This is a genomic window from Massilia frigida, assembly GCF_011682175.1.
Classification (GTDB): Bacteria; Pseudomonadota; Gammaproteobacteria; order Burkholderiales; family Burkholderiaceae_D; genus Telluria_A; species Telluria_A frigida.
Window position 1 is genome coordinate 60,827 of the sequence record NZ_WHJG01000007.1, and the last position, 12,976, is coordinate 73,802.

A 12,976-nucleotide genomic window follows, 5' to 3' on the forward strand; every position below is an offset into this window, starting at 1 on the left:
ACCGGGGATCCTGTGGCCTATCACGCCGATTACACCGATTGCAGCAGCGGCGCCAGCTACGTGGGCGGTAACCCGCTGGCCCATGGCGCTGCGACCGGGCACGCCAGCGACTACGGCGCCGCGTATGGCGCCGCCCAGGTGGCCGAGTACGCGCCCGTGCTCGACGCCCGCGAAGAGCAGCGCCAGCTGGTCGCTTACGCGCCGCTGGTCAAGCGCATCGTGCGCCAGCTCAACGCCCAGGTGTCGGGCGTGATGGGGCGCGAAGACATGGAACAGATCGGCCTGATGGGTTTGCTCGAAGCGCTGCGCCGCTATGGCATGCCGGATGCCGGATTCGGCAGCTTCGCCTCCTTGCGCATCCGTGGCGCCATCCTCGACGAGCTGCGCCGCCAGGATTGGCGTCCGCGCGCGGTGCGCCAGGACAGCCACAAGATGCGCGACCAGGTGCGCGCCCTGACCCGCTCGCTGGGGCGCGAGCCGACCGACCAGGAAGCGGCCGCCGCCCTGGGCCTGAGCCAGGAAGCCTATGTGCAATACCAGCTCGACGATGGCGCCGAACTGCTGCTGAGCTTTGACGAAGTGCTGCAGGAAGCCGCGGAACGGGCCCACAGCGCGCCCGGCCCGGAAGAGCAGTTCATGATCAAGCACAGCCTGGAACAGGCCCTGATGGCCCTCGACGAGCGCGAACAGCGCGTGATCCAGATGATTTACGAATTCGAACTGAGCTACAAAGAAGTTGCCGCCGTCCTCGATTTGTCGGACGCGCGCGTCTGCCAGCTCAACAAGGCGGCGCTGGCCAAGATGAAGGCAGCCCTCAAAGGCTGATCAAGACATGGTTTACCCGCTTCTTTCGCACTTCACGACTTACCAAAGGAATTTAACATGCAGCAACTAGTCGGCATTGCTATCGTTCTCGGCTGTATTTTCGGCGGATTCGTGCTCATGGGCGGCACCTTCGATGCCATCTGGCACCCGGTCGAGATCCTGATCATCGCCGGCGGCGGTGCCGGTGCGCTGGTGTTGGGTAACCCCAACCATGTGCTCAAGGAATTGACGACCCAGTTGCGCAAGATCATCGTGCGCAAGAAGCAAGGTTCCGAGTTCCAGCGCCAGTTGTTGTTATTGATGTATGAACTGCTGCAGACCGCGGCAGGTGGTTTGAAGGCACTCGATGCCCACGTGGAAGACCCGGCGTCCAGCCCGCTGTTCCAGCGTTACCCCTTGGTGCTGGAAGAGCCTAAACTGTTGGCGTTTATTGTCGATAATTTCCGTTTGATGGCCATGGGAAAAATCAATGCCCATGAGCTTGAAGGCGTACTGGAGCAGGAACTGGAAGCCATTCACGAAGAGCTGGTGCAGCCCTCCAAGTCGCTGCACAAGATTGCCGAAGCCATGCCCGGATTCGGCATCCTGGCGGCGGTGCTCGGTATCGTGCTGGCGATGAACTCGGTAGCCGAGGGCGCCGATGCGGGCGCGATCTCGGCCAAAGTGGGCGCCGCGATGGTCGGTACCTTCCTCGGCATTTTCTTTTGCTACGGCGTACTCGACCCGATCAGCAACATGATGAAGCAACTGGTGAACCAGGAAGCGTCGAACATGGAATGCGTCAAAGTCGTGCTGGTCACCCACGTGGCCGGCAAACCGGCCCTGCTGGCCATCGATGCCGGCCGCCGCCTGGTGCAATTGAACATCAAGCCAAGCTTCGCCCAGCTGGAAAGCTGGATCAACGCGATGGGCGGCGAAGGCGAGGATTCGCCATCGCCGAAACGCCGCGCCACCGACCGTGCAGGAGAGCCGCGTGCAAAAGCAGCATGACAAGCATGACAAGCACGACGCCGCGATCATCGTGCGCGGCCGTGGCAAGGCGCACGAGGACGACCACGGCGGCGCCTGGAAAGTCGCGTTCGCCGACTTTTGCCTGGCGCTGCTGGCCTTGTTCCTGGTGCTGTGGCTGATGGCGGCGCGCGACCAGCAAACCATGAAAGCCATGGTGCGCGAGCAAAACGGCAGCTACGCCGATGGCCAGGGCAACAAGCCGGAAATCGGCGGCGGCCCGCGCGGCAGCCTGATCGAGCGTTTCGCCATGCCGCACAGCGGCACCTCCTCGCAAAAGGAAAACGGCGGCGAAGGCCCGAAAGTGCGCTACGACTCGCCGGCCGAACTGGCCGTGCTGTCGCGCAAGCTGGGCACCATGAGCGTGGATGCGGGTTTGTCGAACAACCTGGAAGCCGTGATCACCCCGTACGGCTTGCGCGTCACCCTGCACGACACCGACCGCCAGGGCATGTTTTTGCTGGGCAGCGCCATGCCGACCGACCGCTTCGGGCGCCTGATGCGCGAGATGGGTCCCTTGTTTGCAAAAATGGAAAACCAGATGCTGATCGTCGGCCACACCGATTCGCGCAAGTATGCGGGTGACCAGGATGGCAACTCCAACTGGACCTTGTCGAATGCGCGCGCGATGGCGGCCCGCTCCCAGTTGCTGGCCGGTTCCATGAATCCGGACAGCGTGCTGCAAGTGGTCGGGATGGCCGACCGTGCCCCCTTCGAGCCGGAAAATACCGGCGCGGCCGTGAACCGCCGCATCGAACTGCTGATCCTGACCCACAGCCAGGCCAATACCGTGGCCGCCATGTTCGGCGTGCCGGGCAAGAACGAGGTCGGCGCCGACACGGCGGCCGGCACCAAAGGTTCGGTCGAGGAACTGCGTAACAAACTCAAGAACGTCAAGGGCGCCGGCGCCCAGGGCAAATAATCATGACGATCCAATCCAAAAGCCGAGGTCCACGCATGAAAATCTCTTCTGGCGGTGCCTCCGCCGACGCCTCGGCGGTGCAGCGCAGCAGCGCCGCGCCCGCGCCCGAGGCCAAGACCCCGGTAAGCGGCGGCGCCGGCGTGGCCGCCAGCGCCGCCGCCCTGCAATCGGAAGTGCTGCAGCCGGCCATGGCGGCCCTGGCAGCCATGCCCGAGATCGACCACGAACGCGTAGCGCAATTGCGCGACGCGCTGGCCAAGGGCGAATTGCCGTTCGACCCGGCGCGCCTGGCCGGCCTGATCACGCGCTTCCACGGAGGCCAGCGATGAGCCGCATGACGCGCGAGCAGGCACTCGGCAAGCTGAGCGCCGGCGTTAGCGCCGACCTGGACGCTTGCCAGGCCATCCTCGCGCTGCTGGCGCGCCAGTTCGACGCCGCCCTGCGCCACCGCAGCGCCGAGCTGGCCGACCTGGCCGAACAGCTCACGCCGCTGCTGGACGCGATGGAACAGCGCCGCGTGCAGCGCGTCTCGCTGGTGCGCGCCCTGTGCGGCGCGGCCGCCGGCATGGCCACCCTGATCGCCGGCGTGGCCGCGGCGCAAGGCGAGCAGCTCGCCGCCGACTGGCAAGCGCTGGAGCAACTGGTACTTGAATGCAAACGTTTGAATGTTCGCAACAGCGCCTTGCTGACCGAACAATTTTCCATCATGCAGCGTGTGCTGCACGGAGAGGAGACCTTGTATGAGGCACGCTGATTTCCATACCGCCAGCATCGCGCCCACCGCGCCAGCCCAGTCCACGCGCCCGATGGCGGCCGTGGGCGGCGGCGCCGGTTTCGGCGGCGTCTACAGCGCGATGCAGAACGAGATTGCCGATTTCATCAGCCAGGGTAGTGCCGACAGCGGCGCCTCCATGCTGAGCCCGCAGGGCCGCATGCTGCAGGCGCGCCTGCAAGATGCCGAGGCAGCGCCGGCCAGCGCCGCTGTCGGCGCCGCCTTTGCCGACGGTTCCGAACAAAAAGCCTTCCTGGAACAGATCGCGCCGTGGGCCCGCCAGGCCGGCGAACGCCTGGGCGTGGCGCCGCAACTGGTATCGGCCCATGCCGCGCTGGAATCGGGCTGGGGCCAGCGTCCGCTGCGCCAGGCCGAAGGCGCCAGCACCCACAACCTGTTCGGCATCAAGGCCGGTCCCAACTGGCAGGGCGAGGTGGCCGACAATGCCACCACCGAATACGAACACGGCACGGCCGTGAAGAAAACCGAACGCTTCCGCAGCTACCCGGACCAGGGCGCCGCTTTCCGCGACTACGCCCAGGTGCTGCTGGACAATCCGCGCTACGCTGGCGCGATCGGCACCGGCACCGATGCGCGCGCCTTTGCCCAGGGCCTGGCCAAGGGCGGCTACGCCACCGATCCGGCCTACGCCGCCAAGCTGACCAAGCTGGCCGCGCGCTTGCAGGGAGCGTCGGAGTGAACTACGGCTGCGCCGAGCGCGGCAGCTCGACCGGTTCGACTGTGCCGGGGGCGATCACGCGCATGCGCACCACCCGGCCATTGGCCAGGTTGCGCACCCGCACCAGCGCATGGAGTGCGCCGGCGTCGAGCGCTTCGCCGGCGGTGCTGATCTCGATCGCCTCGAAACGCGCCAGCATCACCACCGGTTCGCCGCGCTTGACCAACAGCGGTGCGCTCAACTGCGCCTGGCGCAGCACTTCGCCGGCCCGCAGCGAGCGCCGCGTGGCTTGCCCGGTGGCCGCTTCGGCCGAACTGATGGCATCGCTTAATGTGGTGACATCGCGCCGCTCCAGCGTGACATCCTGCGCCGTCAGCAATTGCCCGGCCGCGAGCGGCGCGGCGGCGACCGCCACCAGCGCGCTGACCGAGGCGCGCAGCACATATTCATATTTCCATCCGCCGGCATCCGGACACAGCACGGCAAAGCGCATGCGCGCCGGCGTGCGCGTGTCGACCGCTTCGATCTCGACCGGCTTGGCGCAGGGCGGCGCGGCGCGCGGCGTTGCCACATTGACAGTAAATTGCGCTTCCGCCAAGCCAGCCGTTTCCGCCTGGCGCGCCAGCTGTTCGCGCGCGGCCTGCTCCAGCCTGGCCGTGATCGCATTTTCTGCCGCATTTATGTTGCCCCCGGCTAATGAAATCAGCGCAGCGGCCGTTAATGGCAGGAACAAGGCGCTGGTGGCGCGACGGACTTCAAGCATAAGTAGCACCCTGGCAAACGTTGCGCACGACGCAAGGAACGCCGCACAGCCTCATTCTAACCAGATTCACACTGCAGTTCATTCACGGAGGAAGCTTCATGTCGATTGATTTCCAAAAGGCACTTGGTGTGCACGCCGACACGCTGCATGTGCGCGCCGACCGCACCCGCGTACTGGCAGCCAATATCGCCAACGAAAACACGCCAGGATTCACCGCCCGCGACGTCGACTTCGGCGCCATGCTGCAGCAGCGCATCGAAACCGAGTCGGACATGCCTGGTTTGGGCGCCGACGACCAGGACGCCTTGTACCGCGTCCCGTACCACCCCACCGCCGACGGCAATACAGTCGAAATCGGCGTCGAACAAGCCGCGTTCTCGCAAAACGCATCCGATTTCCAGACCAGCCTGACCTTCGTGAATATGCGCCTCAAGGGTTTGGCCAAAGCCATCGCAGGACAATAATCATGAGCTTTAAAGATATCTCCCAAATTGCAGGTTCGGCCATGGCGGCGCAGTCGGTGCGCTTGAATACCATCGCCAGCAACCTGGCCAACGCCGATTCGGTGTCCGGCTCGGAAGGCGAAACCTACCGTGCCCGCAAACCCGTGTTCGCCGCCATGCTCGACAGCGGTTCCGGCAAGCTCGGCGCCGGCAGCCGGGTCCAGGTACTCGACGTGGTCGAATCGGCCGAACCGCTGCGCAAGGCCTACGAACCGGGCAATCCGGTAGCGAATGCCGATGGCATGGTGTTCTACCCGAACGTCAACCAGGTGGCCGAGATGACCGACATGATGTCGGCCTCGCGTGCCTTTGAAACCAATGTGGAAGTCCTGGGACGCATCAAGTCGATGCAAGCGGGCCTGCTGCGACTCGGCGAAGGCTGATCCCATGCTCACCAATAACCTCAACGGCGCCAATAACCAGGCTGCCGGCAATGCCAACACCATCGTAGGCCAAGCCCCGGCCAGCGAAACGGCGGACATGTTCACCAAATTGCTGGTGGCGCAGATCCGCAACCAGGATCCCCTGGAGCCAAGCGATCCCTCGCAGTTCGTCAACCAGCTCTCGCAGCTGAGCCAGACCGAGGCGATGCAAAGCCTCGCCAAGCTCAACAGCGCCAGCGCCAGCGTGCTCGAAAGCATCCAGACCCTGGCCCTGGGCGCCCAGGTCGGCTCCGACATCACCGTCAGCACCAACAGCGTGCGCCTGGACGGCAAGCCGCTCAAGGCCAGCATCACCCTCCCCGCGGCCAGCGCCACCAACACCGTGACCCTGACCGGTGCCGATGGCGTGAAACACGACGTGCAGCTCGGTTCGCGCGGTTCGGGTCCGCAAGCGTTTTCCATCGATCCGGTCGCGCTTGGCCTGGCGCCAGGGAAATACGATATCAAAGTACAAACGAGCGCCGGGGCGCAGGGCGCCATCGAAGTCATCGGCCGCCTGGACAGCGTGCGCATGTCGGCCGGTGGCGGTGTGGTCCTCAAGGTGGCAGGAATCGGCGATGTTGCGCCCTCGTCCGTCACTGGCTTCAACGGCAAGTCCGGCGCATCGCTGGCGGCCGCCAACTCCTCCACCGCAAATTAAAGGATTACATCATGAGTTTCGAAATCGCATTGTCGGGTATCCAGTCGATCAACACCCAGCTTGAAGCAGTCAGTAACAATATCGCCAACGCCGGCACCTACGGCTTCAAGAGCACCCGCGCCAACTTTTCGGCCATGTACGCCGGTTCCCAGGCCACCGGCGTGGAAGTCGGTTCGATGACCCAGAGCATCGGCCTGAACGGTGGCGTCACCACCACCGGGCGCAGCCTCGACGCCGCCATCGATGGGCGCGGCTTTTTCGTCAGCCGCGACAGCCAGGGTATCGTCAACTACAGCCGCGTCGGCATTTTTTCGGCCAACAAGGATGGCTTCCTGGTCGACAGCAACGGCCGCTCGGTGCAGGGCTACGCCGCGATCAAGGGCAGCGCCGCGCTCGGCGTGATGGGCAATATCGAAGTGCCGACCGGCCAGATCCCGGCCGTCGCCAGCACCAAGGTCAACTACGTCGGCAACCTGTCCAACGATTGGGTGACCCCGGCCGGCGCCTTCGACCCAGCCAACGCCACCACCTACAATATGGCCAAGCAATCGGTGGTCTACGATTCGCTCGGCAGCCAGCACACCCTGTCGCAGTATTTCATCAAGGGCGCCGGCACCACCATGACGGTGCACTACGCGGTCGACGGCGGCGCCCCGCTGGCCACCACCACCACCCTGACCTTCAGCAACCTGGGCCAGCTGCCGCCGGTGCCGCCGGTGACCACCCTGAACATCACCCCGACCAACGGCGCGGCCGCGATCACGCTGGACGTGAACTATACTGGCACCACCCAGTTCGCCGGCGAAGCCATCACCACCACCAACAGCACCGACGGCTATGCCTCCGGCACCTTCATCGGCGTCGAAATGGGTACCGACGGTTCGGTCCTGGCCAAGTACAGCAACGAGCAGCAGCAAGTGGTCGGTACCGTGGCGATCGCCACCTTCGCCGATGAAGGATCGCTGACCGCCATGAGCGACACCAGCTGGACCGCCAGTTCGGCCTCCGGCGCGGCCCTGTACGGCACCCCGGGCAGCGGCCTGGCTGGCAAGCTCAATACCGGCGCCCTGGAACGCTCGAATGTTGACATTACGTCAGAGTTGGTCGGCCTGATGACGTCACAGCGCAACTATCAAGCCAATTCCAAGGTGATTTCAACAGAAAATCAGATGATCCAGTCCTTGATGCAGGCACTATAGTATCCGTACGGAAATAATGAATGACGTGAGGGAGCAACATGGATAAATTGATCTTTACAGCACTGAGCGGCGCCGAACGCGCGCTGAAAGCCCAGCAGGTCCACGCCAACAACCTGGCCAACATGGACACCACCGGCTTTCGCGCCAACCTGGAGTTATCGGCCACGCAAGCGCTGGGCGGCGCGGGTTTCGACGACCGCCACTATGTGCGGATGCAGTCCGATGCCGTGTCGGGCCGCTCCGGTCCGATCAAGGAAACCGGGCGCGACCTCGACGTGGCGATCACCGGCAACGGTTACCTGACGGTCCAGTGGCAGGGTGGCGAAGCCTATACCCGCGCCGGCGCCATCAATATCGATGCCGATGGCGCACTGTCGGTCAACGGCCATCCGCTGCTGGGCGAAGGCGGCCCGGTGGTGCTGCCGCCGCATAACGCGGTGACCATCGGCGCGGACGGCTCGGTGTCGGTGCTGGCGCCGGGCACGACCGACATGCAAGTGATCGACAAGCTACGCCTGGTCAACGCCGAAGCCGGCGAAGTGACCAAGAACGAAGGCGGGCTGATCGTCTCGCGCAGCGGCCAGCCGCTGGCGGCCGATGACAAGGTGACGGTGCGCGGGCGCCATCTGGAAGGCAGCAATGTGTCGGCGGTCGAAGAAATGGTCGCCACCATGAGCCTGAACCGCAGCTTCGAGCTCCAGATGAAGCTGCTCAAGGCCAGCGACAACATGAACGAAGTGGGCAACCGCCTGCTCGGCGCCTGACGCGCCCCCAACACGTAAAAGGAAAAGATCATGAATCCAGCAATGTGGATCAGCAAAACCGGGGTGCAAGCCCAGGACGCCAAACTGCAGGCGATCGCCAACAACCTGGCCAACGTCAACACCGTCGGCTTCAAGCGCGACCGCGTCGTGTTCGAGGACTTGTTCTACCAGGTCGACCAGCAGCCGGGCGCCCAGCGCGCCGACAATACCCTGTCGCCATCGGGCGTGCAGCTCGGTAACGGCACCCACTTGCTGGGCACCCAGAAAGTATTCACCAACGGCAGCCTGCAAACCACCAGCCAGCCGCTCGACGTGGCCATTTCCGGCAATGGCTTCCTGCAAGTGCGGCGCCCCAACGGCGACCCGGCCTACACCCGCGCCGGCCAGTTGCAGGTGGACGCCACCGGCACCCTGGTCAATGCCCAGGGCTTGCCGCTGGTGCCGCAGATTACGGTCCCGAACAATGCCACCGCGATCACCATCGGTGAAAACGGCATGGTCTCGGCGACGATTGCCGGCAGCACCACGCCGTCGGAACTGGGCCAGCTGACCTTGTCGAACTTCGTCAACCCGACCGGCCTCTTGGCACTCGGCGAAAACCTGTTCTCGGAAACGCCGGCCAGCGGCGCCGCCGCCGAAGGGCGTCCGGGCGATGGCGCTTTCGGCAAGCTCAAGCAGGGCGCGCTGGAAGGCTCGAACGTGCAAGTGGTCGAGGAAATGGTCGACATGATCGCCGCCCAGCGCACCTACGAGATGAACACCAAGGTGCTCTCGGCCGCCGACAACATGCTGCAGTACCTGGCCCAGGCGGCGCGCTGATGAAAGCCGGCGCCGCCACGCTCGCCTTGGTGTTGCTGGCCGGCTGCGCCAGCAGCGTCCAGCCGCCGCCGCGCGCGATGGCCGACGAAAGCGCGCCCCTGCCGCGCGCGCAAACGCGCGGCGGCCTGTCGGGTGGCGTGTTCAACGCCGACGCCGTGCCATTGACCTCCGACAGCCGCGCCTTCCGCACCGGCGACGTGGTCACCGTGATCCTGCAGGAAACCACCCAGGCCAGCAAGCGCGCCGGCACCAGCATCAGCAAGGAATCGAGCGTGGGCGTGACCGCGCCCGGCTTGCTGGGCAAGAAATTTCCCAAGGCCGCGATCGACCTGTCGGCCGAACGCGGCTTCGAGGGCGACGCCACCAGCACCCAGCAAAACGCCCTGTCCGGCGCGCTGACCGTGATCGTGCAGGAAGTGCTGCCCAACGGCTTGCTGCGCGTGGCCGGCGAAAAAAGCCTGACCCTGAACCAGGGCGAAGAATTCGTGCGCCTCAAGGGCTTCTTGCGCGCCGCCGACATCGACGCCGACAACCAGGTCTCGTCGCTGCGCGTGGCCAATGCCCAGATCAGTTATTCGGGCCGCGGCGCCCTCGCCAATGCCAACGAACCCGGCTGGCTGACCCGTTTCTTCCTCGGCCCCTGGATGCCGTTCTGAGCGCTCTCGCCAGCGCCGTTTTGAGGTAATCACATGATCCAAGCCCGTCTCTTCACCCTCGCCCTGACTCTGCTGGTCTGCTTTGCCCTGCCGGCCTCGGCCGCGCAAACGCTGCGCAACCTGGTCAGTGTCGAAGGCGTGCGCGAGAACCCGCTGGTCGGCTACGGCCTGGTGGTCGGCCTGAACGGCAGCGGCGACAGCAGCCAGGTCAAGTTTTCCAGCCAGTCGGTGGTCAATATGCTCAAGCAGTTCGGCGTCAAGCTGCCGGACGGCGCCGAAGCGAAAAACAAGAACGTGGCCGCGGTCATGGTCAGCGCCGTCTTCCCGCCCGGCTACCGGCGCGGCCAGCCGATCGACGTCACGGTGTCCTCGCTGGGCGACGCCAAGAGCTTGCGCGGCGGCGTGCTGCTGCTCACGCAAATGCGCGCGGCCGACAATGAAGTGTATGCCCTGGCCCAGGGCAATGTGGTGGTCGGCGGCCTGAACGCGACCGGCGCCAGCGGCTCGAGCGTCACCGTCAACACCCCGACCGGCGGACGGATTCCCAACGGCGCCCATATCGAACGCGAAATCGGCAGCGATTTCTCGACCCGCGCCGAAGTCATGCTGCGCCTGAAAACGCCGCACTTCGAGACCGCCACCAATGTCGTCGAAGCCATCAACCGCCGCTTCGGGCCCTTGGCCACCACGGCCGACGGCGCCAGCATCCAGGTGATCGCCCCGGCCAACCCGACCGAGCGCGTGGCCTTCATGGCCAAGCTGCAAGCCTTGTCGGTCGACGTCGGCAGCGACGTGCCGAAAGTGGTGTTCAATTCGCGCACCGGCACGGTGGTGATCGCCGAAGGCGTGCGCGTCAAGGCGGCCGCCGTCACCCACGGTTCGCTCAAGGTGGTGATTTCCGAAAGCTCGGCCGTGAGCCAGCCCGGCCCCTTGTCGGGCGGACGCACCGCCGTCACCCCGCAATCGAAGCTGTCGGTCGACCAGGGCGCCGGGCGCGCCATGTTCAAGTGGCCCGCCAGCGCCAAGCTGCAAACCATCATCGACATCGTCAACAGCCTGGGCGCCACCCCCGACGACATCATGGCGATCCTGCAAGCGCTCGACCAGGCCGGCGCCATCGAAGGCGAACTGGTCGTCATTTAAGGAATTGCTGCCATGAATCCACTCGACCTGACCACCAAGCTCAACCGCGCCGGCATGGGCCCCGGCCAGGAGGCCGCTGTCGCCCCGGCCGCCGACCCGGTGTTCGTGGCCAAAGCCACCAAGGCCGCCATCGAATTCGAAAGTTTTTTTATCGGCAATATGCTGCAGCAAATGCGCAACGGCACCCGCGCCATGGCCGAGGACGAGAGCGTGTTCAAGGACCCGGTCAACCGCGACATGCAAGACATGGCCGACAAGCTGATGGCCGGGCAAATGGCGCACCAGCGCGCCTTCGGCGTGGCCGACGCCATCCTGCGCCAATTATTGCCGGCGGTCGCGGCGCCGGCAGCGGGCCCGCTGCCCATGCCGCTGCAAACTTCCCGCCAAAAAATTTAATGGAAGCAAGTAAACGGTCGCCTTGTCAGTATGACGGCCCATCTTGCCGGCCCATCGAGAAAGAAGTGACACCATGAGCATCATGAACAACGCCCTCAGCGGCGCCCTGGCTTCCCAACTCGCGCTCCAGACCACCAGCCAAAACATTGCAAACCTGCAAACCAAGGGCTACACGCGCCAGTCGGCACTGCTGACCGCGGTCGGTCCGCAGACGGGCACGCGGTCGGCCGGCGGCGGGGTGGCGGTCAATTCCCTGCTGCGTTTTTCGGATGGCTACAAGAACCAGCAACTGTGGCGCGCCGCTTCCGGCGTCGGCCAGTATTCCCAGACCCAGCCCTACCTGACCCAGCTCGAACGGGTCATGGGCGACAACGACGCCGGCCTGAGCAACGGGGTCGACAAATTCTTCCAGGCGCTCAACGCGGTGGCCGGGGTCGACCCCACCTCGACCCCGCTGCGCCAGCAAGTACTGACCGCCGCCAGCGCCATGGCGCAGCGCTTCAACAGCATGAACAATGTCTACAACGGCCAGCTGCAATCCTTGCGCGACCAGCGCGGCGCGATTGTTGCGTCGGCCAACGCCTCGATCCAGACCATCGCCGACCTGAACCGCCAGATTGGCCTGGCCACCGCCTCCGGCAGCAGCACCTCGACCCTGGTCGACGCGCGCGACCTGGCCATCGACGCCCTGTCCACCCAGGTCGGCCTGGAAGTGACCGACCAGCCCGACGGCACGCGCAGCATTTCGCTCAAGACCGGCCAGGCGCTGGTGATCGGCAACGTCGCCGCCACCCTGGTGGCCGAAGGCGGCGCGGCGCAAAACCTGCGGGTCGACTTCGCCGGTTCCTCGTTCCAGCTCGACAAGACGGCGGTCGGCGCCCAGCTCGGCGGCCTCGGCTTGTACGAACGCGACATCTTGCTGCCGATGCAGCAAGGCGTGTCCGACCTGGCCCAGCAGCTGGCGCAAAAGGTCAACACCCAGCTGGCGGCCGGCTACACCATGAACGGCACGGCCGGCGGCCCGCTGTTCGTGTTCACCCCGGGCAGCCCCTCGAACATGCTGCAGGTCACGGCCGGCTACCAGACCGCCGACCTCGCGTTTTCGGGCGATAATACCCCTGGCGACAGCGGCAACCTGCAAAAAATGATCGACATCAAGAAGCAGCCGGTCATCATCGGCACGCTCGGTTCGGTCATGATCAGCGACGCCGATTCCCAGCTGGTCGGCAAGCTGGCCGTCGACAGCCAGCAAAACCGGGTGGCCCTGGCCACCGCCGAAACCATGCGCAACCATGCGATGGATGACTGGACCTCGACCAGCGGCGTCAACAAGGATGAAGAAGCGGTCAATCTGGTCGAGTACCAGAATATGTACCAGGCGAACATGAAAGTGATGTCAGTAGCCAATTCGCTGTTCGATGCGACGTTGGCCATGATGGGTTAA

17 protein-coding genes are annotated in these 12,976 nt (G+C 65.0%); 16 read left to right on the plus strand and 1 reads right to left on the minus strand.

Annotation, left to right across the window (positions count from 1 at the left end):
* Positions 1–138: 138 nt before the first annotated feature.
* Genes F2P44_RS09265 through F2P44_RS09290 form a run of 6 tightly spaced genes read left to right on the plus strand, consistent with a single transcriptional unit; the run spans position 139 to position 4,227 of the window.
* Positions 139–825 (plus strand): FliA/WhiG family RNA polymerase sigma factor, encoded by a 687-nt coding sequence (locus tag F2P44_RS09265; protein ID WP_370662663.1) that lies wholly within the window; start codon positions 139–141, stop codon positions 823–825.
* Between the two features lie 57 nt (positions 826–882).
* On the plus strand, positions 883–1,815 hold the full coding sequence (motA, locus tag F2P44_RS09270; RefSeq protein WP_167086416.1) for a flagellar motor stator protein MotA: 933 nt from the start codon (positions 883–885) through the stop codon (positions 1,813–1,815).
* Complete coding sequence (locus F2P44_RS36545; RefSeq protein ID WP_167086417.1) at positions 1,799–2,755, plus strand: flagellar motor protein MotB; 957 nt, start codon at positions 1,799–1,801, stop codon at positions 2,753–2,755. Before motA ends, F2P44_RS36545 begins: the two co-directional genes overlap by 17 nt.
* 35 nt (positions 2,756–2,790) lie before the next feature.
* The gene (gene flgM, locus F2P44_RS09280; RefSeq protein ID WP_167086418.1) at positions 2,791–3,084 is read left to right on the plus strand and encodes a flagellar biosynthesis anti-sigma factor FlgM; all 294 of its coding nucleotides are present in this window, start codon (positions 2,791–2,793) and stop codon (positions 3,082–3,084) included.
* Positions 3,081–3,509, plus strand: a complete 429-nt coding sequence (gene flgN / locus F2P44_RS09285; RefSeq protein WP_167086419.1) for a flagellar export chaperone FlgN — start codon at positions 3,081–3,083, stop codon at positions 3,507–3,509. The genes flgM and flgN overlap by 4 nt, the downstream gene beginning before the upstream one ends.
* On the plus strand, positions 3,496–4,227 hold the full coding sequence (locus tag F2P44_RS09290; RefSeq protein ID WP_167086420.1) for a glycoside hydrolase family 73 protein: 732 nt from the start codon (positions 3,496–3,498) through the stop codon (positions 4,225–4,227). Before flgN ends, F2P44_RS09290 begins: the two co-directional genes overlap by 14 nt.
* A gap of 1 nt (position 4,228) precedes the next feature.
* Here F2P44_RS09290 and flgA read toward each other — a convergent pair whose 3' ends face one another.
* The gene (gene flgA / locus F2P44_RS09295) at positions 4,229–4,969 is read right to left on the minus strand and encodes a flagellar basal body P-ring formation chaperone FlgA (protein ID WP_167086421.1); all 741 of its coding nucleotides are present in this window, start codon (positions 4,967–4,969) and stop codon (positions 4,229–4,231) included.
* A 98-nt stretch (positions 4,970–5,067) separates the two neighbouring features.
* Between flgA and flgB the strand changes: the two genes are divergently transcribed.
* The 10 genes from flgB to flgK all read left to right on the plus strand — a co-directional run bounded on the left by flgB (position 5,068) and on the right by flgK (position 12,976).
* Positions 5,068–5,433 (plus strand): flagellar basal body rod protein FlgB, encoded by a 366-nt coding sequence (gene flgB, locus F2P44_RS09300; protein WP_167086422.1) that lies wholly within the window; start codon positions 5,068–5,070, stop codon positions 5,431–5,433.
* Between the two features lie 2 nt (positions 5,434–5,435).
* On the plus strand, positions 5,436–5,855 hold the full coding sequence (gene flgC, locus F2P44_RS09305; RefSeq protein ID WP_167086423.1) for a flagellar basal body rod protein FlgC: 420 nt from the start codon (positions 5,436–5,438) through the stop codon (positions 5,853–5,855).
* A gap of 4 nt (positions 5,856–5,859) precedes the next feature.
* The gene (locus F2P44_RS09310) at positions 5,860–6,555 is read left to right on the plus strand and encodes a flagellar hook capping FlgD N-terminal domain-containing protein (protein ID WP_167086424.1); all 696 of its coding nucleotides are present in this window, start codon (positions 5,860–5,862) and stop codon (positions 6,553–6,555) included.
* Between the two features lie 11 nt (positions 6,556–6,566).
* Positions 6,567–7,754 carry a flagellar hook protein FlgE gene (locus F2P44_RS09315; protein WP_167086425.1) on the plus strand — a complete coding sequence of 396 codons (1,188 nt, stop codon included), beginning with the start codon at positions 6,567–6,569 and terminating at the stop codon, positions 7,752–7,754.
* A 38-nt stretch (positions 7,755–7,792) separates the two neighbouring features.
* On the plus strand, positions 7,793–8,518 hold the full coding sequence (locus F2P44_RS09320; RefSeq protein ID WP_167086426.1) for a flagellar basal body rod protein FlgF: 726 nt from the start codon (positions 7,793–7,795) through the stop codon (positions 8,516–8,518).
* A gap of 30 nt (positions 8,519–8,548) precedes the next feature.
* Positions 8,549–9,337: a flagellar basal-body rod protein FlgG gene (gene flgG, locus F2P44_RS09325; RefSeq protein WP_167399876.1), complete on the plus strand. Its 789-nt coding sequence runs from the start codon at positions 8,549–8,551 to the stop codon at positions 9,335–9,337.
* Positions 9,337–9,993: a flagellar basal body L-ring protein FlgH gene (flgH, locus tag F2P44_RS09330; protein WP_167086427.1), complete on the plus strand. Its 657-nt coding sequence runs from the start codon at positions 9,337–9,339 to the stop codon at positions 9,991–9,993. The genes flgG and flgH overlap by 1 nt, the downstream gene beginning before the upstream one ends.
* A 33-nt stretch (positions 9,994–10,026) precedes the next feature.
* Positions 10,027–11,136: a flagellar basal body P-ring protein FlgI gene (locus tag F2P44_RS09335; protein WP_167086428.1), complete on the plus strand. Its 1,110-nt coding sequence runs from the start codon at positions 10,027–10,029 to the stop codon at positions 11,134–11,136.
* 12 nt (positions 11,137–11,148) lie between these two features.
* The gene (locus F2P44_RS09340) at positions 11,149–11,532 is read left to right on the plus strand and encodes a rod-binding protein (RefSeq protein WP_167086429.1); all 384 of its coding nucleotides are present in this window, start codon (positions 11,149–11,151) and stop codon (positions 11,530–11,532) included.
* Between the two features lie 73 nt (positions 11,533–11,605).
* Complete coding sequence (gene flgK, locus F2P44_RS09345) at positions 11,606–12,976, plus strand: flagellar hook-associated protein FlgK (protein ID WP_167086430.1); 1,371 nt, start codon at positions 11,606–11,608, stop codon at positions 12,974–12,976.

Excerpts from the sequence above, each read along its gene's own strand:
- motA (WP_167086416.1), top strand. The coding sequence starts at position 883 with ATGCAGCAACTAGTCGGCATTGCTATCGTTCTCGGCTGTATTTTCGGC.
- flgM (WP_167086418.1), top strand. The coding sequence starts at position 2,791 with ATGAAAATCTCTTCTGGCGGTGCCTCCGCCGACGCCTCGGCGGTGCAG.
- flgN (WP_167086419.1), top strand. The coding sequence starts at position 3,081 with ATGAGCCGCATGACGCGCGAGCAGGCACTCGGCAAGCTGAGCGCCGGC.
- F2P44_RS09290 (WP_167086420.1), top strand. The coding sequence starts at position 3,496 with ATGAGGCACGCTGATTTCCATACCGCCAGCATCGCGCCCACCGCGCCA.
- flgA (WP_167086421.1), bottom strand. The coding sequence starts at position 4,969 with ATGCTTGAAGTCCGTCGCGCCACCAGCGCCTTGTTCCTGCCATTAACG.
- flgB (WP_167086422.1), top strand. The coding sequence starts at position 5,068 with ATGTCGATTGATTTCCAAAAGGCACTTGGTGTGCACGCCGACACGCTG.
- flgC (WP_167086423.1), top strand. The coding sequence starts at position 5,436 with ATGAGCTTTAAAGATATCTCCCAAATTGCAGGTTCGGCCATGGCGGCG.
- F2P44_RS09310 (WP_167086424.1), top strand. The coding sequence starts at position 5,860 with ATGCTCACCAATAACCTCAACGGCGCCAATAACCAGGCTGCCGGCAAT.
- F2P44_RS09315 (WP_167086425.1), top strand. The coding sequence starts at position 6,567 with ATGAGTTTCGAAATCGCATTGTCGGGTATCCAGTCGATCAACACCCAG.
- F2P44_RS09320 (WP_167086426.1), top strand. The coding sequence starts at position 7,793 with ATGGATAAATTGATCTTTACAGCACTGAGCGGCGCCGAACGCGCGCTG.
- flgG (WP_167399876.1), top strand. The coding sequence starts at position 8,549 with ATGAATCCAGCAATGTGGATCAGCAAAACCGGGGTGCAAGCCCAGGAC.
- flgH (WP_167086427.1), top strand. The coding sequence starts at position 9,337 with ATGAAAGCCGGCGCCGCCACGCTCGCCTTGGTGTTGCTGGCCGGCTGC.
- F2P44_RS09335 (WP_167086428.1), top strand. The coding sequence starts at position 10,027 with ATGATCCAAGCCCGTCTCTTCACCCTCGCCCTGACTCTGCTGGTCTGC.
- F2P44_RS09340 (WP_167086429.1), top strand. The coding sequence starts at position 11,149 with ATGAATCCACTCGACCTGACCACCAAGCTCAACCGCGCCGGCATGGGC.
- flgK (WP_167086430.1), top strand. The coding sequence starts at position 11,606 with ATGAGCATCATGAACAACGCCCTCAGCGGCGCCCTGGCTTCCCAACTC.